Below are 22,748 nucleotides of genomic sequence, written 5' to 3' on the forward strand. Positions count from 1 at the left end.
ATAACTCATAACTCATAACGCATAACTGTCTAAAAGGGTAGACCAAATCCGAAGTGAAACTGAGTTCCTCCTTCATTATTGATCCCCAACTCGGTTCGAATGATGCCAATGGGCGAATTGAAGCGCAGACCAAGTCCAGCACCAAACCCACTGCCGGGTAAATCGCGGACTTCGCCGGGTTCTCCTGGCACATCATCCTGGGTGCCTAGACTGGAGCCAAAATCTGCAAAGATAACCCCACCAATGAATTTGTAGATGGGAAAGCGGTATTCGACTGAACCCTGGACATAGCTGCGGCTGGTCGCCACCTCACCAAATTCGTAGCCCCGAACGGAATTCACTCCACCCAAAATGAAGGCGTTGTAGGGAGGCAGATCGCCAAGGTAGGTACCTCCTTGTAAATTGAAGGCCAGAACCTGAGGCTGGTCTCCCTTTAACCCTCTGATGAGGTTGACAGGAAAATACTGGGAATAGTTGGCATCCAGTCGGTTTCCAAAAACATGACCACGCCCAATTGGGAAATATTGTTGGGTGCTAAGGCTCAGAATAGATCCTCTGCTGGGGTTGACAGGATTATCTCGCTGATCCCGAACTGCATTGAAGGTGAGGGCGTAGAGATCGTCAATGCCACTGTCACTGAGGGTGAGGGGCCGCCCTTGAGAATCTGTGGCGAAGGCGTCTCCTTCGCGATCGCGAATGCTGACATTGGTATAACTCAGTCCCAGCGTGCCCATCCAACCCGGACCCAGGGGTTTGCTAAGGTTCACCCCGCCGCCTAGTCTTCGTTCTCGGACGCGATCGCCATTTGGCAGCCGGTAGGGGTCATCAAAAACGCGGGAAAGTCCTTGCCGTCGAAACAGGTCAACCCCATAACCAGGCGTGTTGGGATCCGTATCACGGTAAGGGCTCACAAAGCGGGCATCAAACTGAACATCCCGACTGCCCACCAGAACGCTACCCGTTACCGTTTGGGCCAGCCCACCAAAGTTGCGATCTTGATAACTGACACTGCCAAACACACCCAAATCGGTGTTATAACCGCCACCAAAGTTAAAACCACGTGACTTGCCTTCTACTACGTTGTAAACAACTGTTGTTCTCCGGGCATCCCCTTCAAAACTGACACTGATGCTGTCAAAAATGCCCAACTCATTCAGCCGTTTCAGATCTTCCCGCACAACGCTGTCCTGAAACACCTGCCCCGGCTGAAGTTTGATCTGCCGTCGCACAAAATCAGTTTGGGTGCGGTGACGCAGAGGTTGCCCCTTCTCATCAACTGTCTTCCCTTCCTTATTCACAAAGCGAACCTGTACATCGCCCACAGCCCCCTCAGCCACGGTCACAATCACCGTTCCGTCACGAGTCGGTTCCAGGCTCAACACCCGTGCCAGAACATAGCCATTTTGGGCGTACCACTGGTTAATCCGCTGCACCGCCTGGGTTAGTTCTGTGGGATTAATCGTCGCTCCCAATTGCGGCTTGAACAAGTCCTCCGCAACGTCCTGAGTCAGAGCCTGGGCTCCCGAAAGTTGAATTGACTGAACCACCGTCGGCGTCACCTGGAAAACGACGCTAATGCCATTTGGATTGGGACGACTGGTGACATTGGCCGTCGCAAAAAAGCCCGTATCCAGAATTTCTGCCACATCTTGTTGAAGTTGGGCTTTGCTGGTCTGTCCGCCGGGCTGAGTCTTGATCGTTTTGCGAACCACCTCTTGCAGCTCGGCATCGGCCCCTTCCACTGCAACGCTGGTTGCTGTTACCACCAAATCTGGTGAGGTATTGGTAGCCGGAGCCGTTGCCGGTTTAGCAGGAGTTGCGGCTGGTTTACTGGGAGTAGGGGGCGGCTTGCGAATTTCAGGAACTGTCACGCTGGCCGGGGGCGCTGCTGGCTGCTCTGGCATGACCCAAATCGGGTCAGATAGGGAAGAAGGCAGGGTATTTTCGGGAACCGATGAGATGCTGGTCTCTGGATTAGACGGCGACGAAGCGGTCGAGCCTGGACCAGCAACCTCTACGGTCTGATAGTTCTGGTTAAACGAGGCTGGCAGCGGGGAAGCATCCTGGGCAAAGGCGCGATCGCCCCACAGACCAGAAACCATGAGCGGAGGCGCGGCAGCAAAAACAATGAACGCTGGAAAGAGCGCTAATGTTCGCCTTCTAGAAGTAGTCAGGGAGGAATTCAAAGCAGGAAAGGAGCGAATTGACTGAGCATTGGAAAGCGTTCTGTCTTGCGAAAAAGCAGAAGTACCAGAGTGGCACATCCATTTTGCACACCTGCACAACAACTGCTGTTTTCTTCACAAAAAAATGCAAAACCCAACCTACTGGTTATAGCTCTACGCAGGTGCGTTAGGACATTGGAATTAGAGAGGGAGTGGAGGCTTCGCCCCCAGCCAGGGGTGGAACCTCTGCACCCCGTCCTAACCACAATGACTACCGCTATAACTAAAACCCTGAAATTAAACGATTGAGATTTACACGTTTGGAGTGTAGACGATATTTTGCGAATACGCCACATTTAGTGACTATTTTTTAAAATAGACGGATCTAACCACTACGGGTAGAGATTCCCGGAACAATGTCTGTCTTTATTTCTAAAGTTGAGAAACCCAAAGGTAAACTCTGCTTAAAATGGATTCTGGTTAAGATGAATTCTGGTTACGAAGCTCTAACTTTGTAATTCTTCTGTGAAAGCTCTAGCTTCTTTCAAAAAGTAAAGGAGGTGAAGCCGGAGCTTCCAATGATAGCTATAACCACCAGGCTTAAGACGGGGTACAGGAATGAACCCCTGACTGGGGCGCAGCCCCCTTAAAACCAACGTCCTAAGAAACCTGGGGACAGTTATAAGACCGCCAAACTAGTGGGCGATGGTATCAGTTCTGTAACCATTGGGCTGGGGAGTGGGGAGCGGGAGGGAGCCAGAATAGTATCCGTATTCCCGCCATGCTGTACTAGAGTCTGGCAACGAGAAAAGACGAGAAAAGCGAGAGCTTTAGAGATGGCTGTTGCTATGGACAATCGCTTCCCGTGGAAACAGGTTAACCGCAATTCTCAGTTTTGAACCACAAAAATACAAAAATCCCACACTGTACTCTCCGCTCCCCATACCCTGCATCTACTCCTGCGTAATCAACCCATCTCCTTCAATCCGCAACTGCCGACCCCGCCAATACACTCTGCGCCCAAAGGCTCCCTTGAACCAAACCGCAAAGCTGAACAGATCCCGGAATGGCAATAGCCAGAGCCAGCGGATCAGTTTAAGTGCCCCCATACTGGAAATGGCAACCAGAGCTTGTAGATAACGGACAAGATAGGTAAGCAGTGTCAGCGAGATCGCCCATCCCGCAAACCCGGATACCAACAGCAACGCAACGCTGTAGACCGTGCCGTAGCAAAACACCATTGTGTAGTACTGCGGTCCCCGATTGAAGCGAATCGTTCTGGCCCAGCGCAGTTCTCGCTGAAAGACCTGCCCCACGCTTTCATTGCCCGTGTCTGAATCCAGCACATAGGGAGAAAGCTCCACCCGATAGCCAGCCTCAGCAGCGCGTTTGCCCATATTGTAATCGGAGCCGATACGGTTCATTTGTAGGCCGCCGTAGGCTTCCAGGGCAGAGCGACGGGTGGCGATCGTGGCCCCTACCGCACAGCGCAGGCCCCCATCTATAGCGCAGGCAATCAGCAAGCTGGGAATAAAATCTACACAACGCCCCAGAGAAGCCAGTGCAGCTCCCAGATATTGGGGATCGTAACCAATGAAAGCACAGGTCACCATCCCCACGCGATCGTCTTCTAAGGGAGCAGTGACCACACGAATGTAATCTGGATGAACCCGGATATCGCTATCGGCAAAAATGATCACTTCATGCCTTGCCTGCTCCAGCAGGTAGCTCAGGTTGCTGTCTTTGTAGTTAATCCCACGCGGATCCAGTCCAGCAAAAAGGCGAACTTTGTCAGGATAGGCTGCCTCCAGGTCTTTCAATACTGGAATGCAGGGGTCTTGTGAGTCGGTGACTCCAAAGAGCACTTCGTAATTGGGATAGTTCTGAGTGCAGAGGGAAGACCAATTTTCCCAGGCTCCCGCATCCACCCCACAGGCCGGAACAAGCAGGGAAACAGGTGAGAGGGTAGATAAGTTACTCTCCCATTCATCCACTCCTTGAGATTCCTGACTTCTTTCTTCTTTCTTCTTTTTTCCTTTTTCTTCCTTCTTCCTGACCTCTCCTTCCTGACTCCTAACTTCCGACTTTTCATCCAATTCAGGAGCAGAGAAGAATCGGTAGGTGAAAAAGGCACAGGTGAAGTAGAAAGCGATGGAGCTAAGGATCAGAAAGGTGAAGAGGATTTCCAAGATAATCATTCAGGCTTTACTCCATCACTCATCTACCCATCCACTGGTCCGGGCGTTTGTCATACTTAATTTGCCCGTAGTCTAGTTTAATCAGGCGATCGCCGATATGGAAGTAATGATCATCATGACTAATAACTAGGACTGTTTTACCCTGGTTTCGCAGTTGGGGCAGGAATTCGGTATAGAACATCTCCTTAAACATCGGGTCCTGATCCGCTGCCCACTCATCAAATAGGTAAATGGGACGGTCTTCTAAATAGGCCGTGAGGAGTGTCAGTCGCTTTCGTTGCCCGGTCGAAAGAGCTGTGGTAGAGAACTTTCCTGCAGTTATGGAAACTTTGTGATCCAGGCGCAGCTTGCACAGGTAATCTCTAGCCTGAGCGTCGAGGTTTTCCCGCTCCAGACCCAGCAGGCGATCAAACAGGTAAAAATCAGCAAATATGGCAGAAAAATGCTGACGATACCATTCTCGATGGTGATCATCAATCGGCTGGTTATCGAGATAAATTCCTCCCATTTCTGGGATGTAGAGCCCGGTAATCAGTTTTGCCAGCGTTGACTTACCACTGCCATTGCCGCCGACGATAAAGACCAGTTCTCCAGGGTGGAGGGTCAGGTCAATTGGACCTAAGACAAAGCAGGCATCCTCCCGTTCAACCTGGTAAGTGTAGGTGACACCTTTGAGAGTGAGCGATCGCCAGTGCTGCTGAATCTCCTGGGGGACCGTTGCCACTTCTGCCCGACTGGCAAGGGAAAGCCCCAAAGATTCAATCTTGCTGAGGGCAATTCCCGCCCGGCTCATCACCGGCAACTGGTTGACTAACCTATCCATCGGCAACATTAGATAAGTGAAGGTCAGCACATAGCCCGAAATGGTAGCCAAACTGAGGGTCATAAACTTTGGAAGGGCAAACAACACAAACCCCACGGCAAAAAAGAAGATAAGCTTGCCCCAACTGGAGGTCATGGCAAACATCGTCAGCCCGCCCACGTTGTAGCGGCGGTAGGTAGCCGCAGTAGACTGCAAATCTTCTCGCAAAAAGGCCTGCCGTCGCCAGTAGTGCAGCTTTAACTCTTTTGTTCCCTCAGTGACCGTTTTGAAGTGCCCGAACAGATGATCCTGCTCTTCCCGTGCCCGTGCCAGCAGCCTCTTGCCGCGCTTCAATAGCCACTGGCAACTACTGAGGGCAACAAAGGTAATGACGCAGACGACCAGAAACACCTGCCACGAGAGCCAGGTAATGTAGACCAGGCAGCCCGCCACGATCGCCATATCAATACACAAAAAAGGCACCAACCGTACCGCATCAGCTACCGCCTGGATGTCATCCGTCAAGGTTGCCAGCAGACGAGGAGCCCCCAGTTTTTCCAGGTGTGCCAGTTCTGAGGCAAGAATCTGGCGGCTGAGGTTGAGGCGCAGTTGAAAGATGGCCTGTTGCGCCAGCCGGATCAGCATCATCTGGGAAATTACACTGGTAACCAGCGAAATGACCGCCAGCCCCACAAAGGCCCAGCCGATGGAAGCAAGATTCACCGATTCCTGACTGATGGCACGACTGATCAGGGCAATTAACCCGGCACTGCTGCCACCACTGAGGAAACCCGTGAACACCGCGATCGCCACCATTCGCCAGGAGGATCGCAAAAGAAAGAGGATTAAATTCATATCACCTGACTGCGACCCACTGGGAGGATTTTCCGAAGCCACCCAAAACTTTACACTTAGACATGGTCGCCCTATTATCTTTGCATTTCAGGGTATAAATTGGCAGATAAGTCAGTAGCACCAATGAAATATAAAACCACTGTAGGATGGGTTGGAATAGCGTAACCCGTTCACTAAGAACAGTCCCCAATTAAGCCCCTACCCAATTCCACATCAACTGGTGAAAAGAGGAGTGACGGATTAAATCCTATGGATGTGCCTTTCGACAAAACCCTGCCCAGCTTTTCGATCATCCTTGAAACTGAGAACCTGGCTAATGCCGATCTGGAAGGGCTGTCCAGATCCCTCGCTTCCCTGGTCAACCAGGATGTTTCCCCCAGTCAGGCCAACGAAGTTCTGCTAATTGATAGCGGCGACACCCCCCCAGATCTGTTAGAGCAATTGTGCGATCGCTACCCCTGGATCAAAATCCATCCCGCCCCAGCAGGTACAGGCTACTACAAAGCCAAAATGCTGGGTGCCCAGGTCGCGACCGGAGACATCATCGTCTACTGCGACTCAGACTGCATCTATGAACCCACCTGGCTGAGAACCATCCTGACCACCTTCACCCAAGGCGAACCCATTCAGGCCGTTGCCGGAGAAACTACCACCCGTGGCATCGGTCCCTACGGCACCGCAATGGCACTGACCTACATCTTTCCTCAGTACACCGGTGAGACTGCCCTAACACCCTCTTCCCAATACTTCCTGAATAACGTTGCCTTCCGACGACAATTTCTTCTGGAAAATCCCATTCCTTTAGAATTGCCGCTCTATCGAGGTAACTGCGTGATCCACGCCTACAACCTGTTGAAGGATGGACATACCATCTGGAGGCAACCCAAAGCCCGCGCCACCCATGCTCCCCCCAATGGACTGTCTCACTTTTTCTGGCGCTTTCTCCTGATTGGTCACGACTACTACTGGCAAAACCGCCTCCTATCCAAACCGGATCAGGAACCAGGCAACAGGGAAAAATACCGCGATCCACTAGGTGGGCTGCACGGAAAAATGCATGTATTCCTGGAACGCCTCCAGCGCATGGTGAAAAACGAACCGCGCCACCTGCTTTACCTGCCCCTCTCCATTCCGATCGCCGCTATTTCCGTCTTGCTGATTTTCGCCGGAAACAAAATCACAGCCCTCAAACCAGACTACCTGCTGAAAACCTACTATCGCATCCTGGGTGAGGTATAGAGGGGTTGTGAAGGGGTGGATGGGTGAGGGAGTGATAGGGTGACGGGGTGATAGAGTTAAGGTTTTCTACTCCATCACTCCCCCCTCCTCCCTCTGCCTCTTATCTTCTTTCTTCCTTCTTATTCTCTAACCCTAATACCGCTTAATTGGCATCTTGACCCCAGAGTCCAGTGGTGGCACTTTGAAGAAATCAATCGGATCAACGGGACGATTGGATTGAGATTGATTCACTTCCATCACCGATTTGGGAATCAGCCCATCGGGGATAATAGAGGGTTCCTTTGCTCTAACAGGTCTGGCAGAGATACTACCGGCAATAGCCCTCAGTTTTTGGGGAGTATGATGCGAACGGTGTCTTCTGCCAACCACGGCAACGGGTTGGTTGACCGAGGCAGGGCGAGTAACCAGCAGAATGCTTGAATTGGGAGACTCTGCCAGGGCAGGGTGAGTATTTCCGGTGATCGCGAGACTAGCCGCGATCACCGCCGTTACCGGAACCAAAGTGAGGGACTGATTCTGCATAGACAGAGTGACTCTCTATGAGCGGAAGGGAAGAATCTACTGGTAAAGAGGAAGCAGTAGCCACAAGAATTTGGATAAGCATGTCAGGTACACAAACCGTTCCATTCCTGATTCCCGCCCCCTGCTTAACATACCCCTGTAAGTGGATGGTCTCGCATCTAGCTATCGGCTTAGCTGAGTGACGGTAGATAACCTCTGCATCAACCCGAGACTTTCGCCCGTCCGCTCCAGCGCGTTGCTAGCCTGCTAGTATGCCAACATTTATTATTTCAAGAGTTATAGCACTACGCAGGTGCGTTAGGGCATTGGAATTAGAGAGGGAATGGGGGCTTCGCCCCTAGCCAGGGGTTCCACCCCTGCACCCCGTCCTAACCATAATGACTACCGCTAGAGACCTCCAAGCGAACACTACTACTGCCGTGGCGTAGTACCCGCCCAATCAAGGGAATGGCACATCCCCGGTACTGAATCGATCTGCGAATCGGGCAGAACTCGTCCCACAACATCGTCGTGTCTTCAATTAAGGTAATTTCAGAAACGCCTCACTGGGCTAATGCGGCTGCAAGCAGCGGACTGTAGTAGGCTCGTTGGACATGGATGCGGCTATTGGGCAACCAGCGACTGAACGGCGTGGATGGCTTTGGGCGAATTTTGCTCGACTCTGCATGTAAACACCCCATTGGGTTTGGCTGATGCATTCACTACAAATCAGTCCAATCACCATCCAAATCAGGGGTTGCAGATGCCGTTGATCAGCCCATTGAGTGGATTGACCCAGAAGGTCCCATAGCTGGGGAGGTTCGCATGGTTCAGTTGTGTTTGGGTGGTAACTTTCACACTAATCTGCGAGTGCCGTTTTACCAAGGGCTTAGCCTCCCTCCTTTTCAAGTTTTGTCAGTCAATTAGGCCGCAAGTCATAAATTTTGCAACACGGCAGAGTAGGAGTTTCACTCCCTGCACCCCAAAAAACTTTTGTTTTGCTGTACTAATGGTTTTTCAGTTTTAATTTTGAACCTCTGGATCGAGTAAGAGTGGTTATTGTATGAACTTTCAACTTACACAATAAGCCTTAACAGACCACTAGCTATTTACCGCAAATCGATCTGTTGCTTTAATTAAAACGCTGCGAATGCCGGGTTCAGTCATGGAGTGTCCTGCGTCAGGCACGACGATCAGTTCGGCTTCGGTCCAGACTTGGTGTAATTCCCAGGCAGTAATCATGGGGCAAACGATATCGTAACGTCCCTGAACAATGATGGCGGGTAAGTGGCGGATGCGATCGCACTGTCTCAGCAACTGGTCTTCGGATTGCAAAAAACCACCGTTGACAAAGTAGTGACATTCAATCCGGGCAAAGGCATCGGCAAACTGATCTTCCCCAAAGTGGCTGATGAGAGTGGGGTCTGGCAGCAACTTACTGGTACTGGCTTCCCACACAGACCAGGCACGAGCGGCTTCTAATCGGGTTTGCGGGTCTGGGCTGGTCAGCCGTGTGTAGTAGGCTTTTATCAAATCATCCCGTTCTTCGGGGGGAATCGGTTTGAGGTAGTTTTCCCAGGCATCTGGGAAGATGTAGCTCGCTCCCTCCTGATAAAACCAGTGAAGTTCCTTGCGCCGCAACATAAATATTCCCCGCAGAATCAGCCCCAAACAGCGCTCTGGATGCGTCTGGCTATAGGCAAGCGACAGCGTGCTGCCCCAACTGCCCCCAAAAACAACCCACTGGTCAATATTGAGGTGCGATCGCAGCCGCTCAATATCAGCCACCAGATGCCAGGTCGTATTCTCTCGTAATTCTGCATGAGGTGTACTTTTCCCACAACCGCGCTGGTCAAACATCACAATGCGCCACCGGGTTGGGTCAAAATACTGGCGGTAAAAGGGAAGACTACCGCCACCAGGGCCCCCATGCAAAACCACCACAGGCTTGCCTACTGGATTGCCAGATACTTCAAAATAAATCTGGTGCAATTCAGATACCTGAAGCATCCCCGTTTGATAAGGTTCAATAGGTGGATAAAGTTCTCTCATGGGTGAGATTGATGATTAGATTCATAATTGGAGGAAACTGCCTCTACAGAATCCCATCAAAAACAGAATCCCATCAAATGGTGTAACAATGGCACCTCCGCACCCATTATTGCTTCAATCTGTTGTAGCTTGTATAGCCATCTGAGACGGGTTACAGGGGTAGAACCTCTAGCTGGGGGCGAAGCTTCCACACTCCCTTAAACCCAGTTTCTAAGCAACCTGACAACAGCTATAACAGGCAGGTTGACATGAGTTTGCTTGATGGCTAAACAACTGCCTTCACCTGAAACAAAAGCGGAACAATGGGCAGCCATCCGTGTTAAAGGATAGTATTCGATGACTACCAGCTATCAATTTCCCGAAGGTTTTATGTGGGGCACAGCTACTGCTTCCTACCAGATTGAAGGGGCGACAGCAGAAGATGGACGCCAACCCAGTGTATGGGATACCTTTAGTGCTACCCCTGGTCGTACCCGCGATGGCAAGACTGGGGCGATCGCCTGTGACCACTATCATCTTTACGAAACCGATGTAAAGTGGATGGCAGACCTGGGCATTAAGTACTATCGCTTCAGTATCGCCTGGCCTCGCATTATTCCCGATGGGCGGGGAATGGTCAATGAAGCAGGGGTGGATTTCTACAAACGATTAGTCGATTGCCTGCATAATCACGGGATTACACCCTACGCCACCCTGTTTCATTGGGATAGTCCCCAGGCTCTGGAAAACCGCTATGGTTCCTGGCGTAGTCGAGAAATGGCAAAGGACTATGCCGATTATGTAACGGCAACCGTGAGTCGATTGGGAGATCGCATTACCAACTGGATGACGATCAATGAAATCCCCTGCTTCACCCACATGGGCTATGCCGTTAAGGAGATTCCGTTCCACGCCCCTGGCACCACTGTTCGCACTCCCAAAGAGGTCTGGCAAACATCCCACCACGCTATTCTGGCGCATGGAATGGGTTGTCAGGCAATTCGGGCAGCTTCACCAGGTCCCTGCCAGGTTGCCCTGGTAGACAACTTCTCAGTAACAGTTCCAGTGAGTGAATCATCTGAAAATATCGTAGCGGCTCAAAGGGCATTTCACACCTGCGGTTCCAACGGTGGAATTATTTTTCCAGTGCTGACTGGAGCCTATAGCCCGGCCATGCTGGAACAGTTAGGTGCGGATGCTCCCGATATTCAAGACGGGGATCTGGAGGTGATTCATCAACCGCTGGACTGGCTGGGACTCAACATTTATAGTGGGGTCTATGTGCGGGCAGGCGAGGGCGATCGCGGCTACGAATTTCTCGACTTCCGTGAAAACTATCCACGCTTGCACATGCCCTGGCTCTGGATGCTACCCGAAGCCCTGTACTGGGCTGCTCGTCACGTGAGTGAAACTCTGAACAAACCAGATTTGCCACTCATCATCACTGAAAATGGTTGTGCCGCACCAGATACCGTAGGCAATCAAGGAGAAATCATCGATCTAGAGCGAATTTTGTTTCTGCGGCAATACCTGAAAGCTGTTCATCGGGCTGTGGATGAAGGCTATCCAGTGCGAGGATACTTCCTCTGGAGCTTGCTAGATAACTTTGAATGGTCCTGGGGGTACGATCGCCGCTTTGGTATCCTCTACACCGACTATGCCACCCAACAGCGCATCCCCAAAGCCAGTTTCCGTTGGTATCAGGAGTGTATCCGGCAAAATCGAGTGGTATAAGGAGTGAGAAGTCAGGAGCCAGAAGCCAGGATTCTAGCCATTCTATACCTCCTAAAGGAGTAGGCAACTGGCGTTTTGTACTAGGATTAACAGAAACGACCGCAGCCTGTAAGAGCAGTAAGGGGAAAGGGTTGTTGGAGTAAGGGAGTGCTGGAGTGATGGATGTAAAGAGCAATTACCCTATCATCCCATCACCCTATCACCCATCCACCCCGCACCTACCTAACAACTAAAAACTAATACTAATTTAATATGAGGAGGCGTAGAATCAGAACCCTCTGTAGTCCCCCTTGGTAAGGAGACGGTGACAGCCGGGGGGGGATAATGTACAGCTTCATAAAACATTAGTATAACAACTCAAACTAACCTCTGCTAAGGAAGCCTCTTTATGACAACACCAACCCCCCTTCAAGGTGCAGAACTGATTGATTGTGCTAGAGCAAACGGAACCTTTGGCGTTCAAGTTGCGGCTGAGCGATGCGGCTATGGGCACAGCTTAGAAGAGTTTCAGCAGGCACTGAAGCAAGCCTGCGATTCCATTGGAGTAGAGTTCCGCGGCTTTGATGACCTGGTTAAACCTCTGGAAAGTGAACAGGATTTGGGAGTGGTTATCGCCCCCGATACAACAAACCAACTCTGAAATTATTTTCCCTTGACGACTTCCACAAGTCGGGTTAACAGCCAGACAAGCAGGCAGAGCAGCACAAGGTAGCTAATGGGGCCAACGTGTTCCCACAACTTGACCCAATTGGGATCAAAGGGGTTAAATCCTGGATCTGCGGGAATTTCTACAGATACCCTTGCGGTTGGTTTTGGTTGAATGGGGGTTGGGGTTGCAGTAGGAGCCGGGCTGGAGAGAATTTCCATCGTTTTGGCATCCGTTTCACGGAGATTTCCGGGCTGCATGGCTTGTATGTTCATAATTGAGAATGCCTGGTTCCCTGTGGTCACAACAGATTTGGGTGACTCTAGCCGCTGTTTCAACAGGATGCTTTGAAGTCTGGTTTCCGCTTTGCAAATGACCTCGCAGCACTCTCAGGTAGATGGGAATGTTCGGTATCTTGAATGACCAGGATTTTACGGAAATGGTTCCTGAACCTCAGGCATTCCTGATGGTTTCTGGCATTCCACACCTCACGCTTCTCCCCTCACTTACTCTGCCTCCCCTTATGACTAAGGAACCAAAGATTGATCGCCAACGGGAGCATCAGGCCAATGAGCGCACCTTTCTGGCCTGGTTGCGGACATCGATTTCACTCATTGGTTTTGGGGTTGCGATCGCCCGTTTTGGTATCTTTCTCCAGCAACTTCACCTCAGCCTAACTCAGCAGGAATCGACCACCCATCCTTTTTTCAACTCTGAAACGTTGGGTGTCAGCCTGGTGGTGTTTGGGATTGGGGTGATTGCGATTGCAGCCTGGCGTTATAACCAGGTGTTTTGGCAGATCGAACGGGGAGACTACCAGGCAAATCGTCTTGTAATCTGGATCATGACGGCAGTTGTCATAGTATTGGGAATCTTGAGCATTCCGCTGCTGTTATGGCGCAACAAAGTACCTCAATTACCAACTGCTCCAAACCCTGCTTTTTCCAGAAATAATTTAAATGGGATTCTACGCACAAAAAATTCTTCCTTACCTGCTGGACTGGGCAATGGCTGGTCCAGAGATGGCGCAATACCGCACAGAAATTCTGGCAGGGGTGTCCGGCGACGTTCTGGAAATTGGCTTTGGCACTGGACTAAATCTGGCTTACTACCCCAACTCCGTCAAAAAAATTACCACCGTTGATGTCAACCCTGGAATGCGTTCGCTGGCGCAGAAGCGAATTCAGGCATCGGCGATCGCAGTAGACCACCGGGTACTCAATAGTGAACATTTGCCAATGCCAGATCATTCCTTTGATAGCGTCGTCAGCACCTGGACGCTATGCAGCATTGCCAACGTGGAGCAGGCTTTGAAGGAAATTTACCGGGTACTCAAACCGGGTGGTCAATTCTTTTTCGTTGAACATGGATTGAGCAATGACCCTAAAATTCAGGTGTGGCAGAATCGTTTGACCCCGATTCAAAAAGTGATTGCCGATGGCTGCCACCTCAACCGAAACATTCGTCAGTTAATTGAAAATCAGTTTGATTCCGTCAGAATAGAGCAATTTTACGCAGACAATTTTCCCAAAATCGTCGGTTACCTCTCCAAAGGGGTTGCCATAAAAAAGGCCCATTCCCAGTAAGAAGGGTGTCCAATCATACTCATTTTTGAGTGGTTAACAGTGGTGGCTATCTTGCCACCGACCTACCACCTGTAGCGTTCACAAATCGTTTGTGAAAAAGGGGGTGAAGCTTCCACGCAGGGGGGAACCTCTGCACCCCGTTCAAATTCAAAAAGGATCGTCATATCACCTATCATCCATCCACGCTGACTTCTTCCAGCGATCGCCCCATCGTTTCAACTCGAAACAGATAGGTCATTACCGCTGCCACCACACAAATGAGAGCAAGTAGCAACAGTAGGGCAGGAACGCCGATGGACCGTTGCAACAGGGGGAGTGAAAATGTGCCCAGCACCGCCCCTGCTTTGGCCACAGCCGCTGCAAACCCAGCACCGCTGGCTCGAATGGAGGTTGGAAACACTTCTCCAGATAAGAGAAAAGTGGTCGAGTTGGGACCGGCGTTCATCATCAGGTTGAAAATGAAAAAGCCGATAAAAACCAGAGCGATCGCCAGTCCTTTCTCCACTGGCAACAGGTCAGATACAGCCAGAATCACAAGACCCGCCGCCATTCCCAGGAAGCCAGCGACTTGTAAGCGGATGCGCCCAACTCGCTCAATCAATCCAAGCGCAATCAGAAAACCGGCAATCAGAAACAAATCAACAAAGGCAGAACCTGCTGCTGAGGCTATTTCTTTAGTAATGAAATTCTCTTCACTGGAAAATGCCAGCACGCCAATAATGGTGGGAGTGAAAATTCCAATTCCGTAGGTTGCAATGTCCTGCAAAAACCAGGGAATGGAAGTGAGCGCAGTGCTGCGGCGATAGCGAGATGAGAATAGGGCGCTGTAGGGTAAGCTGGGTTCCCGTTCGGGTGGATCGGTTTCAGCACTGAGGTGAATCGGTTCGCCCAGCAACATAGATGCCGCCTTCGATGCCGCTTCATAATCTCCTCTGGCAATGTAGTAGCGGGGGCTTTCCAGCAAAAAGCTGAAACGCAAAATGCCAACGGCGATCGCCAGCACCAGCCCAACTCCCAGCATCCAGCGCCACGCATACTGAATCATCAGTTGAGTCGAATTGGGAGAGAGTGCCTGGAATACACCAATCACAATCAGCCCGGTCACTGCACCCAGAAGCGCACCCACGGCCTGGAACGCAAAGGCTCCAATGACCATCTGTCCGCGCGATCGAGAAGGGACATTCTCGGTTACGTAAGCCACACTGATGGGATAGTCTGCACCAATGCCTACTCCGACGAGAAACCGAAACCCAATCAAAGAAGTGGCATCCCAGGCAAGCGCCGTTCCTGCCGTGGCAATAACAAAGATGGCAATATCAACAACCAGCATGAGTTGCCGTCCTACTTTGTCCGTAATGGGACCGAGTGTCAACGCCCCTACAAGCGATCCAGCCACGGCTGCCACCGCCACTGCCCCAATTTCCGTAGAACTAAGGCCAAAATCCTGCTGAAGAAAGGGTATGGCAATGCCAATGATGAAAAAGTCGAAGCCATCCAGGGCAATCAATCCAGCAGACAACACCCACAGCAACCACATCACATGGGTGACTTTGGATTCATCCAGCCGTTGTTCGAAGGATTGGGGTGGAATCATGGGCGATACTAGATTCGAACTAGTGACTCTCTGCTTGTAAGGCAGATACTCTACCGCTGAGTTAATCGCCCGTAAAGATTCAGATTGGTTATCTGACACAAGCACCTATTGTAACAGGTCTTCTGCACTCCTGCTACGATCCTGAGAGAATTAAGGCAGCCTTCTCCAACTTCATCTACCCATCCACCCATCTACCCATCCACCCCTGCACCCCGCCACCTATGCCCTCTGGTCGAACCCACGACAGCATTACCCTCTGGAGCCTGCCACTGGTTGCTGGGTTAACCTTTGAGCGCACTCAGAGTAGTAATCTGACCCTGATGGTATCGGGTGGTTTTTTGTTTAGCGGTCTCATGTTTGGTCCGGATCTGGATATCTATTCGCGACAGTACTGCCGTTGGGGTCCCCTCCGCTGGATCTGGCTACCCTATCGCCAGGGAATGCGCCATCGTTCGATTCTGTCCCACGGTCCTTTAGTGGGAACGGTGGTGCGGATACTGTATCTGCTGAGTTGGGTGGGGGCATTTGGGCTAATCACCATCTTGCTGGGTGCGATCGCTGCTCAGTGGCTGGGTTTCACTGACCAGTGGCAGCGCTCTGCTTACCATTGGCTGGAAGTCAGTACTATATCGATTGGACAACTCCTGCAAAAATATCCCGCTGAGAGTCTTGCGCTGGGAATTGGGCTGGAACTGGGAGCACTGAGCCATTCCTTCTGTGATTGGGGTGAATCGGTTTACAAGCGCCATTTTGCCAAGCAGGCAGATCCTCGCTCAAAAACGACCTATTTTCGCGATCGCCCACCTGAATCGTTCCAGGCATCGTTTAACCTGAAGCCGCCAAAATTAGAGACTCCACCCCCCAATCGTTTCATCAAAACTGTCTCCTCTCGAATTCAGAACTATTTTCAAGAAAAACCCCTATCCTCATCGGCGCAATCTCCCCCTTCTCCTCCCCACCTTAAAAAAGTCCCCCAACTTCCTCCATTTGTTCGGCAGCGGAGGCCATGATACTGCTTTGTAGACTCCGGTTTGCAAACGGATGTAAGTGTTCCCTGATTCTGAAGATCATCCCATGCCCCCTTTTAAGCCTTCCAAACTAAGCCTATCTGCGTCGCTGAAAGCGAGAGCTCATTTCATTTTGTTGCCCAGTTGGGTATTTCTATTGCTGGCCATTGCGGGTTGTAGCTCACTCAGGGGAACTGCCGATCCCCAACCACCTGGTTCTGCCCGCAGCCAGGGAGCAACCACAGTAGATGGGGCGATCGCGAAAACGGCGTCCCTTGATGAGTTAAGGGAATACACAGGCACCACCCGCCCCCTGCGCGAAGTTTCCCTACGGGCTCAAATTGAAGGGCAGGTGCTGCGGTTGAATGTGGATGTGGGTGATCGCGTCCAGCAAGGCCAAGTACTGGCTCAGATTGATGATGCTTTGTTGCGAGCAACGGTTGCTAACGCCGAAGCAGAACTCGCCGCCCGCCAGTCAGAGGTTTCTCGCTTGAAATCCCAGGTGAGTGAGGCAAAGACCCGTGTAGAGCAGGCAAAACTTCAGTTGCAACAGGCAGAAGCAGATGCTAATCGGCTGACCCAACTGGCCCAGGATGGAGCTTCTAGCCGACAACAGGCAGAACAGGCTGAAACAGAAGCAAGGACGGCTGCCCAGGTTTTGCGATCGTCCCAGGAGCAGGTACGCAATCAGCAGGAAGCGATCGTGGCTGCAGAACGGCGGGTTCTTGCCCAACGGGCACTGGTCACCCAGGCTCAGCAGCGTCGCTCTTTCACCATTGTCCGATCCCCCATTAACGGTTTGGTCATTGCCCGCACGACCGAAATTGGTAACCTGGTGCAGCCTGGCAGTGAATTGCTGAAACTGGGCGACTTTAGCAAAGCCAAAGTCACTGTTCAAGTATCGGAACTGGATTTGGGGAACCTTCGCCTTGGCGCACCCGCTCAGGTCAGGCTGGATGCTTTTCCCAGAGAAAAGTTGGTTGGAACGATCACACGCATTTCTCCAGCCGCCGACCCCACCTCTCGCCTGGTGCCAATTGAAGTCACAATCGCCAACCCCGCAGGCAAGGTAGGAAGTGGCTTGCTGGCTCGGCTCAGTTTTAAGCCACGCAATGTCTTAAACGTTGTGGTTCCTGTAACAGCACTCCAGGAGGAGCGATCGCCCAAGCAAGCGATGCCAAATTTGGCGGCAGTCCCTGGTTCTAGAAGACAGGAAAAGACACCGCGAACAGAAGGCATGCTGTTTGTCATCACTGGTGCAGGAAAACAGCCGACAGTTCAGGCGCGATCGGTGAAATTAGGCAAACAAGCTGATGGAAGAGTCGAAATTTTATCCGGCTTAAAGCCAGGTGAACGCTTCGTCGCTCGTAGCAGCAAACCCCTCAAGGACGGTGAAACGGTTAAGTTGAGTATCTTATCAGAGCAGTAGTGGTCTGCCAAATTACTGAGATTCGCTGGTTGTCTCAGGAGACACCGCCAGATAGCTTTACGCAAGTGCGTTAGGACGTTGGAATTAGAGAGGGAGTGGGGGGCTGCGCCCCCAGCCAGGGGTTCCACCCCTGCACCCCGTCCTGATCTATAGGAGTATTCCTATAAAAGGAGTATTGCTATAAAAACCTAACTTCGCCCTATCGCATCACGGATATTCTGCTCCCCTGCTATACCTTCCTCAGGGTGGTAAGACCAGTAACCACTCTCCTCCCTTGGGATTCCAGGTTGGAAATTCTGTCTCTCCCACCACGTAGGGCCCCCAGTAGCGACGGGAACCATCCTGAGCAAAGGCAATCAGAATATCACCTTTTTTTCACCCTGAGGTTTCGGTTTGGCAACGATACTACCAGCCCCTTTGTGCTCCCTTCTTGCGGAGCAAAATCCCAATGGGCAGGAAGCTCATAGGTGGAGGACTTTTCAGCGGCGGATGGAGGAGTAGCTTGAGAGCGTTTTGCCAGTAACACTACTCTGATGGGATATTCGGTGGGATTGCTAATTCGTAAAATTCCTTGACGGTTGGTACTGGCTGCGTTGGTTGAAGCGACGCCAGAAGTTGAAGGAGGACTGGCGATCGCAGAACTGTCAATTTTTGATTTAGCTGAAACAGTAGGAGAAGGGGAAACAGCCGCTGGGGGTACGGCAGTCGGGGGTTTTGGTGATTCAGCCGGTGCTGCTGGTGTTTCCCCTAAAAGCTCATCTGCGGAAGGGGTGGTTGAAAACCAGCGATGGGTGACCAGGACAAAACACGCCAGAATGATTCCTGAACCGCCCAGTGCTACCAGCAAGCCAATTCGTCTTGGAGCGTTGATATCTTTTCCCCACATTACCCTTGCCACCTGCATTCAATACTTTAGTGATAACAATCTTTCAGTTGGTTTGTAGGGAGAATATTTTGATTTCGGCAAAAGTTATATTGGGCAAAAGGCGGGTAGTGCGTTGTTTCGTCCTGGTTAGGAATCGCTGGTGACTGCCTGGGGTTGATGTGGAGCAAACCAACCAGGCTATTAGTGGCTATTAGTGATTGTCATGCTGGAAAAATCACAATTGATTATCAACCCGGACACCCTCACAGCTTTGTTGCCTCGATTTATGTGGGTGAAGCCGCAGGCTGCTGTCATGGACGCAGTATTGTCAATCCAGGCGTCTCATCGTTTGCGGAATTCTGGCTCTCACGATTTTTCGTCGTCGGTGGTCAAGTTTGTATGAGGCAGCGCAGGACAGTGCTCCACCCCAGGCAAAGCTGATACGGTTCTACATTAAGCAAAATACTCCACTGCCCTGGCAAAAATCTGCCCCTCACCTCTTATCCAATCGAGTTGCCAATGCCTTTGCACAAGTCTCAATGCTTATTGGCACTCCTGCTCCAAATCCTCAATCATGCGGAAAGTCCCCCGGTTAGTCTAGGTCAACCTCATCCGCAACGAATTCGCTATCCGACTGTCATAAAACACTTAGATTGTGATGGGGTGGTGCAGGGGTGAAACCCCTGCTGTGGGAGCATTGCCCCCCAACCCCTTATCCTAACCAGAATGCGCAGGGCTACCAAGAGACTTAAATTAAGCAATGGCAGCGACTTTGACATCGTTGTTGGCTAACAGTTCTTGCAGTTCCTCTGCATCAACCGTCTCTTTCTCAATCAACATTGCAGCTAACTGATCCAGAACATGACGGTTGCTGGTTAGTACAGCCTTAGCACGACGGTAGGCCTGCTCAACCAGGTTACGAACCTCGTCATCAATTGCGGCTGCCGTTTCTTCAGAGAAATCCCGTTCAGCGGCAATGTCGCGGCCCAGAAACATATTGCCCTGCTGACGGCCCAACGCAACAGGGCCGAGGCGATCGCTCATCCCAAATCGAGTCACCATCTGGCGAGCAACACGAGCAACCTGTTGCAGGTCATTAGAAGCACCTGTCGTCACTTCCTCTTCACCAAAGATGATTTCTTCAGCAATGCGACCACCCAGGGCAACTGCCATCTGGTTTTGCAGGTAGGAACGAGAATACAACCCAGAATCCATCCGGTCTTCACTGGGAGTGAACCAGGTCAGACCTCCAGCACGCCCGCGAGGAATGATACTGATCTTTTGAACCGGGTCATAATCTGGCATTAGGGCTCCAACCAGGGCATGCCCGGCTTCGTGATAGGCAACCAGCTCTTTACGCTTCTCGCTCATCACCCGATCTTTCTTCTCAGGACCAGCAAGGACGCGATCAATCGCATCATTGACCTCATCCATCGAGATTTCAGTCAGGTTGCGACGAGCCGCCAAAATCGCTGCTTCATTCAGCAGATTTGACAGGTCAGCCCCTGTAAAGCCAGGTGTCCGACGGGCAATCTTCTCTAAATCCACATCCTTTGCCAGGGTTTTACCACGGGCATGGACGTTTAGAATCTCAAGCCGACCCGCATAGTCAGGACGGTCAACTACTACCTGACGGTCAAAGCGACCAGGGCGAAGTAGTGCTGCATCCAAGACATCTGGACGGTTGGTGGCCGCAATAATGATGATTCCAGTATTGCCCTCAAACCCATCCATCTCGGTCAGCAACTGGTTCAGGGTCTGTTCACGCTCATCGTTACCACCGCCCAAACCAGCGCCCCGCTGACGACCAACCGCATCAATTTCATCAATGAATACGATGCAGGGTGCATTGGCCTTCGCCTGCTCAAACAGGTCACGTACACGGGAAGCACCCACCCCAACAAACATTTCTACAAACTCAGAGCCAGAAATGGAGAAAAAAGGCACCCCTGCTTCACCAGCCACAGCACGAGCCAGCAGAGTTTTACCCGTTCCCGGAGGACCCACCAGTAGCACCCCTTTGGGAATCTTGGCACCCACAGCGGTGAAGCGGTCTGCATTTTTTAAGAAATCCACCACTTCGCTGAGCTCGAGCTTTGCCTGGTCAATACCTGCAACATCTCCAAAAGTCACTTGAGTTTGTGGCTCCATCTGGACTCTGGCTCTGGATTTGCCAAAGTTCATCGCTTGACTGCCGGGGCCGTTTTGGGCTCGTCGCAGCAGAAAGAACAAGCCAACCAGAAGCAGAACCGGGAAGAGAAGACTACTCAGAGCCTTAAGGAGAATTCCATCATCTGACTGGGGCAAAACGGAGATATCCACTTTGTTTGCAGTCAGGATGTTAATCAAATCCGGGTCACTGGGCAGGTTAACGATTGAATAGGTATTCCCGTTTGGGTTCCGAACTCGCGCCACACTTCGGTCAGCGCTGATCTGAACCTTTTCAATCTTTCCTTCCTGAACTTGCGTTATAAACTCGCTATAGCGCAAGGTTTCCCCTCTTTGGGGTTGTTTATCAAAAAACGCGGTTGCTAGCGAAACTACAACGATCGCCAGCAGCGTATAAAGTCCAACATTTCTCCACCGCTTATTCACCGGGGCTGTCCTCCTTCTCAAGGTGCGGAGATTTCTTCTATTCTAATGATTCTAACAGTCTTAACTTAACTTAACATACTCTCAGAAATAGCGAATTTTTGAGTTCTGGTGAAAGCGAAGGGCGACAGGCAAAGGGGAGAGGAGGTAGAGAGTTTTGAGTTGCTCTCCTTTACCCTTACCTTTTTATCGCTTCACTCCTTCACTTCTGCCCCCTCTGCTCCCCTGCCCCTCTGCCCCCTTCTCTTTCTCTTAGCTCCTACTCTGAACGTAGTGCCTTAACTGGGTCAATATGGCTGGCGTGTAGGGCAGGGGGTAGCCCTGCGCCAACACCAACAATGAGGGCTGAGCCAAGGGCGATCGCTGCTGTACTGACTTCAAATTGATAGGGCAGCTTGAATGTGTCTGCGGCTAGAACGGTCAGCCCATGCACGGTGCCCAAAGCAGATGTGCCTCCAATCAGGCTCAGGATTGCTGCCTCCAGAATGAATTGCAGCATCACATCCGGTTTGGTGGCGCCAATGGCTCGTCGTAAACCAATTTCGGGAATTCGTTCTGTAACAGACCCAATCATCACGTTGGCAATTCCAACACCACCAATGAGCAAAGAGATAACTGCAACGATAGTCAATGCCCGAGCCGCCATATCCAGCGTTTTTTGCTGCTCCAGAATGTCCTCAGCGTTGTTAAAGTTCCACAATTGTCTGCCCGGTCGCTTCAGTAGCTTCTCGGCTTGTTTACCCAGTTTTTCCAGGTTTCTGATATGGTATGGACTGACCTGAATGGCATCGAGGGTCCGATCTCCAGTCATAGCACTATAGATTGCCAATGGAATGTATACCAGCCCTCGTGGTTCGCTGTTGCTACTTTCCTTGGTCGGCACAACTCCGACTACTACAAATAGTTTCCCTCTAAGATAAATTCGCTGCCCTAAGGGATTCTTGCCCTTAAACAACCGGTCCACCAAAAACTGATCAATAACGGCGACACGATGGTAGGACTGGTAGTCAGCCTCTGTGAAGAAGCGACCCTTTAGAAGCTGCTGGCCATCGGTCACGAAAAAGTCTTTGGATATGGCAATTATCGAGGGATCCGCTTCTTCACCTTGAAAGATGACCGGCACGATGCCCATCCAATTGACAGCGGTAATCGCTCGCAAACCATTAAGCCGTTGCCGCAAAACGTCCATTTCTTCCAATTTCAGAGGCATGCGATCGCGGCGGGGGCTCCACGAAACCCCAATCCCTACCTGAGGAGCGTCCCGTTTTGCCAGTTCTGCTGCGATCATGGCCTCGCTGATACTTTTGACATGCATCGTTGCCGTCACCGTTGCCACCCCCATAAACATACTGAGCGTCGTCAGTCCCGATCGCAGCAGATTGCTTCGAAGAGACTGATAAGTCGTGGCGAGGAGATCGGAAATGCTTAAACCCATGGGAGAGGTAGGAGGGTAGAAAGGTGGGTGAGTTGGGGAGTGATGGAGTAATGGAGTGGGAGGGTGGAT

At 51.3% G+C, this 22,748-nt stretch carries 19 protein-coding genes and 1 tRNA gene; 8 read left to right on the forward strand and 12 right to left on the reverse strand.

Annotation, left to right across the window (positions count from 1 at the left end):
* Positions 1-29: 29 nt before the first annotated feature.
* The 3 genes from P4D80_RS02495 to P4D80_RS02505 all read right to left on the reverse strand — a co-directional run bounded on the left by P4D80_RS02495 (position 30) and on the right by P4D80_RS02505 (position 6,020).
* Positions 30-2,102, reverse strand: a complete 2,073-nt coding sequence (locus tag P4D80_RS02495; RefSeq protein WP_421657272.1) for a BamA/TamA family outer membrane protein — start codon at positions 2,100-2,102, stop codon at positions 30-32.
* A gap of 1,016 nt (positions 2,103-3,118) precedes the next feature.
* Entirely contained in the window at positions 3,119-4,363 is a 1,245-nt protein-coding gene (locus tag P4D80_RS02500) for a glycosyltransferase (protein ID WP_421657273.1), read from the reverse strand.
* Positions 4,364-4,382: 19 nt separating this feature from the next.
* On the reverse strand, positions 4,383-6,020 hold the full coding sequence (locus P4D80_RS02505; RefSeq protein WP_421657274.1) for a cyclic peptide export ABC transporter: 1,638 nt from the start codon (positions 6,018-6,020) through the stop codon (positions 4,383-4,385).
* Positions 6,021-6,269: 249 nt separating this feature from the next.
* Between P4D80_RS02505 and P4D80_RS02510 the strand changes: the two genes are divergently transcribed.
* The gene (locus P4D80_RS02510; protein WP_421657275.1) at positions 6,270-7,259 is read left to right on the forward strand and encodes a glycosyltransferase; all 990 of its coding nucleotides are present in this window, start codon (positions 6,270-6,272) and stop codon (positions 7,257-7,259) included.
* A gap of 132 nt (positions 7,260-7,391) precedes the next feature.
* On the opposite strand, the gene P4D80_RS02515 is transcribed toward P4D80_RS02510, so the two are convergent.
* From P4D80_RS02515 to pip, 3 genes are all read right to left on the reverse strand, one after another.
* Entirely contained in the window at positions 7,392-7,781 is a 390-nt protein-coding gene (locus P4D80_RS02515) for a hypothetical protein (protein ID WP_421657276.1), read from the reverse strand.
* Positions 7,782-8,323: 542 nt separating this feature from the next.
* Positions 8,324-8,479: a hypothetical protein gene (locus tag P4D80_RS02520; RefSeq protein ID WP_421657277.1), complete on the reverse strand. Its 156-nt coding sequence runs from the start codon at positions 8,477-8,479 to the stop codon at positions 8,324-8,326.
* A gap of 382 nt (positions 8,480-8,861) precedes the next feature.
* Positions 8,862-9,812, reverse strand: a complete 951-nt coding sequence (pip, locus tag P4D80_RS02525) for a prolyl aminopeptidase (RefSeq protein WP_421657278.1) — start codon at positions 9,810-9,812, stop codon at positions 8,862-8,864.
* A 336-nt stretch (positions 9,813-10,148) separates the two neighbouring features.
* Between pip and P4D80_RS02530 the strand changes: the two genes are divergently transcribed.
* Together P4D80_RS02530 and P4D80_RS02535 are read left to right on the forward strand one after the other, a co-directional pair.
* Entirely contained in the window at positions 10,149-11,525 is a 1,377-nt protein-coding gene (locus P4D80_RS02530; RefSeq protein ID WP_421657279.1) for a GH1 family beta-glucosidase, read from the forward strand.
* A gap of 388 nt (positions 11,526-11,913) precedes the next feature.
* A complete protein-coding gene (locus P4D80_RS02535) occupies positions 11,914-12,165 on the forward strand; it encodes a hypothetical protein (RefSeq protein WP_421657280.1) in 252 nt (83 codons plus the stop codon).
* A 2-nt stretch (positions 12,166-12,167) separates the two neighbouring features.
* Here P4D80_RS02535 and P4D80_RS02540 read toward each other — a convergent pair whose 3' ends face one another.
* Complete coding sequence (locus P4D80_RS02540; protein ID WP_421657281.1) at positions 12,168-12,446, reverse strand: hypothetical protein; 279 nt, start codon at positions 12,444-12,446, stop codon at positions 12,168-12,170.
* A gap of 164 nt (positions 12,447-12,610) precedes the next feature.
* Here P4D80_RS02540 and P4D80_RS02545 point away from each other — a divergent pair, with 164 nt between their 5' ends.
* Positions 12,611-13,315 (forward strand): YidH family protein, encoded by a 705-nt coding sequence (locus P4D80_RS02545; protein WP_421657282.1) that lies wholly within the window; start codon positions 12,611-12,613, stop codon positions 13,313-13,315.
* Positions 13,227-13,757, forward strand: coding sequence for a class I SAM-dependent methyltransferase (locus P4D80_RS02550; RefSeq protein ID WP_421657283.1), 531 nt, complete (start codon positions 13,227-13,229; stop codon positions 13,755-13,757). Before P4D80_RS02545 ends, P4D80_RS02550 begins: the two co-directional genes overlap by 89 nt.
* A 172-nt stretch (positions 13,758-13,929) precedes the next feature.
* Here the strand turns inward: P4D80_RS02550 and P4D80_RS02555 are convergent, their stop codons facing one another.
* Positions 13,930-15,351, reverse strand: coding sequence for an MFS transporter (locus P4D80_RS02555; protein WP_421657284.1), 1,422 nt, complete (start codon positions 15,349-15,351; stop codon positions 13,930-13,932).
* A tRNA-Val gene (locus P4D80_RS02560) sits at positions 15,351-15,422 on the reverse strand. Before P4D80_RS02560 ends, P4D80_RS02555 begins: the two co-directional genes overlap by 1 nt.
* A gap of 150 nt (positions 15,423-15,572) precedes the next feature.
* Here P4D80_RS02560 and P4D80_RS02565 point away from each other — a divergent pair.
* Positions 15,573-16,361 carry a metal-binding protein gene (locus P4D80_RS02565; protein ID WP_421657285.1) on the forward strand — a complete coding sequence of 263 codons (789 nt, stop codon included), beginning with the start codon at positions 15,573-15,575 and terminating at the stop codon, positions 16,359-16,361.
* A 64-nt stretch (positions 16,362-16,425) separates the two neighbouring features.
* Positions 16,426-17,787 (forward strand): efflux RND transporter periplasmic adaptor subunit, encoded by a 1,362-nt coding sequence (locus P4D80_RS02570; protein WP_421657286.1) that lies wholly within the window; start codon positions 16,426-16,428, stop codon positions 17,785-17,787.
* 364 nt (positions 17,788-18,151) lie between these two features.
* Here the strand turns inward: P4D80_RS02570 and P4D80_RS02575 are convergent, their stop codons facing one another.
* Positions 18,152-18,673 carry a hypothetical protein gene (locus P4D80_RS02575; RefSeq protein WP_421657287.1) on the reverse strand — a complete coding sequence of 174 codons (522 nt, stop codon included), beginning with the start codon at positions 18,671-18,673 and terminating at the stop codon, positions 18,152-18,154.
* A gap of 183 nt (positions 18,674-18,856) precedes the next feature.
* Between P4D80_RS02575 and P4D80_RS02580 the strand changes: the two genes are divergently transcribed.
* Entirely contained in the window at positions 18,857-19,093 is a 237-nt protein-coding gene (locus P4D80_RS02580) for a hypothetical protein (RefSeq protein ID WP_421657288.1), read from the forward strand.
* A gap of 312 nt (positions 19,094-19,405) precedes the next feature.
* On the opposite strand, the gene ftsH3 is transcribed toward P4D80_RS02580, so the two are convergent.
* Together ftsH3 and P4D80_RS02590 are read right to left on the reverse strand one after the other, a co-directional pair.
* The gene (gene ftsH3 / locus P4D80_RS02585) at positions 19,406-21,247 is read right to left on the reverse strand and encodes an ATP-dependent zinc metalloprotease FtsH3 (protein ID WP_421657290.1); all 1,842 of its coding nucleotides are present in this window, start codon (positions 21,245-21,247) and stop codon (positions 19,406-19,408) included.
* Between the two features lie 256 nt (positions 21,248-21,503).
* A complete protein-coding gene (locus P4D80_RS02590; protein ID WP_421657291.1) occupies positions 21,504-22,679 on the reverse strand; it encodes an ABC transporter permease in 1,176 nt (391 codons plus the stop codon).
* Between the last annotated feature and the right edge of the window lie 69 nt (positions 22,680-22,748).

Source organism: Leptothermofonsia sp. ETS-13 (genome assembly GCF_049200465.1).
In the GTDB taxonomy this organism is placed as follows: domain Bacteria; phylum Cyanobacteriota; class Cyanobacteriia; order Leptolyngbyales; family Leptolyngbyaceae; genus Leptothermofonsia.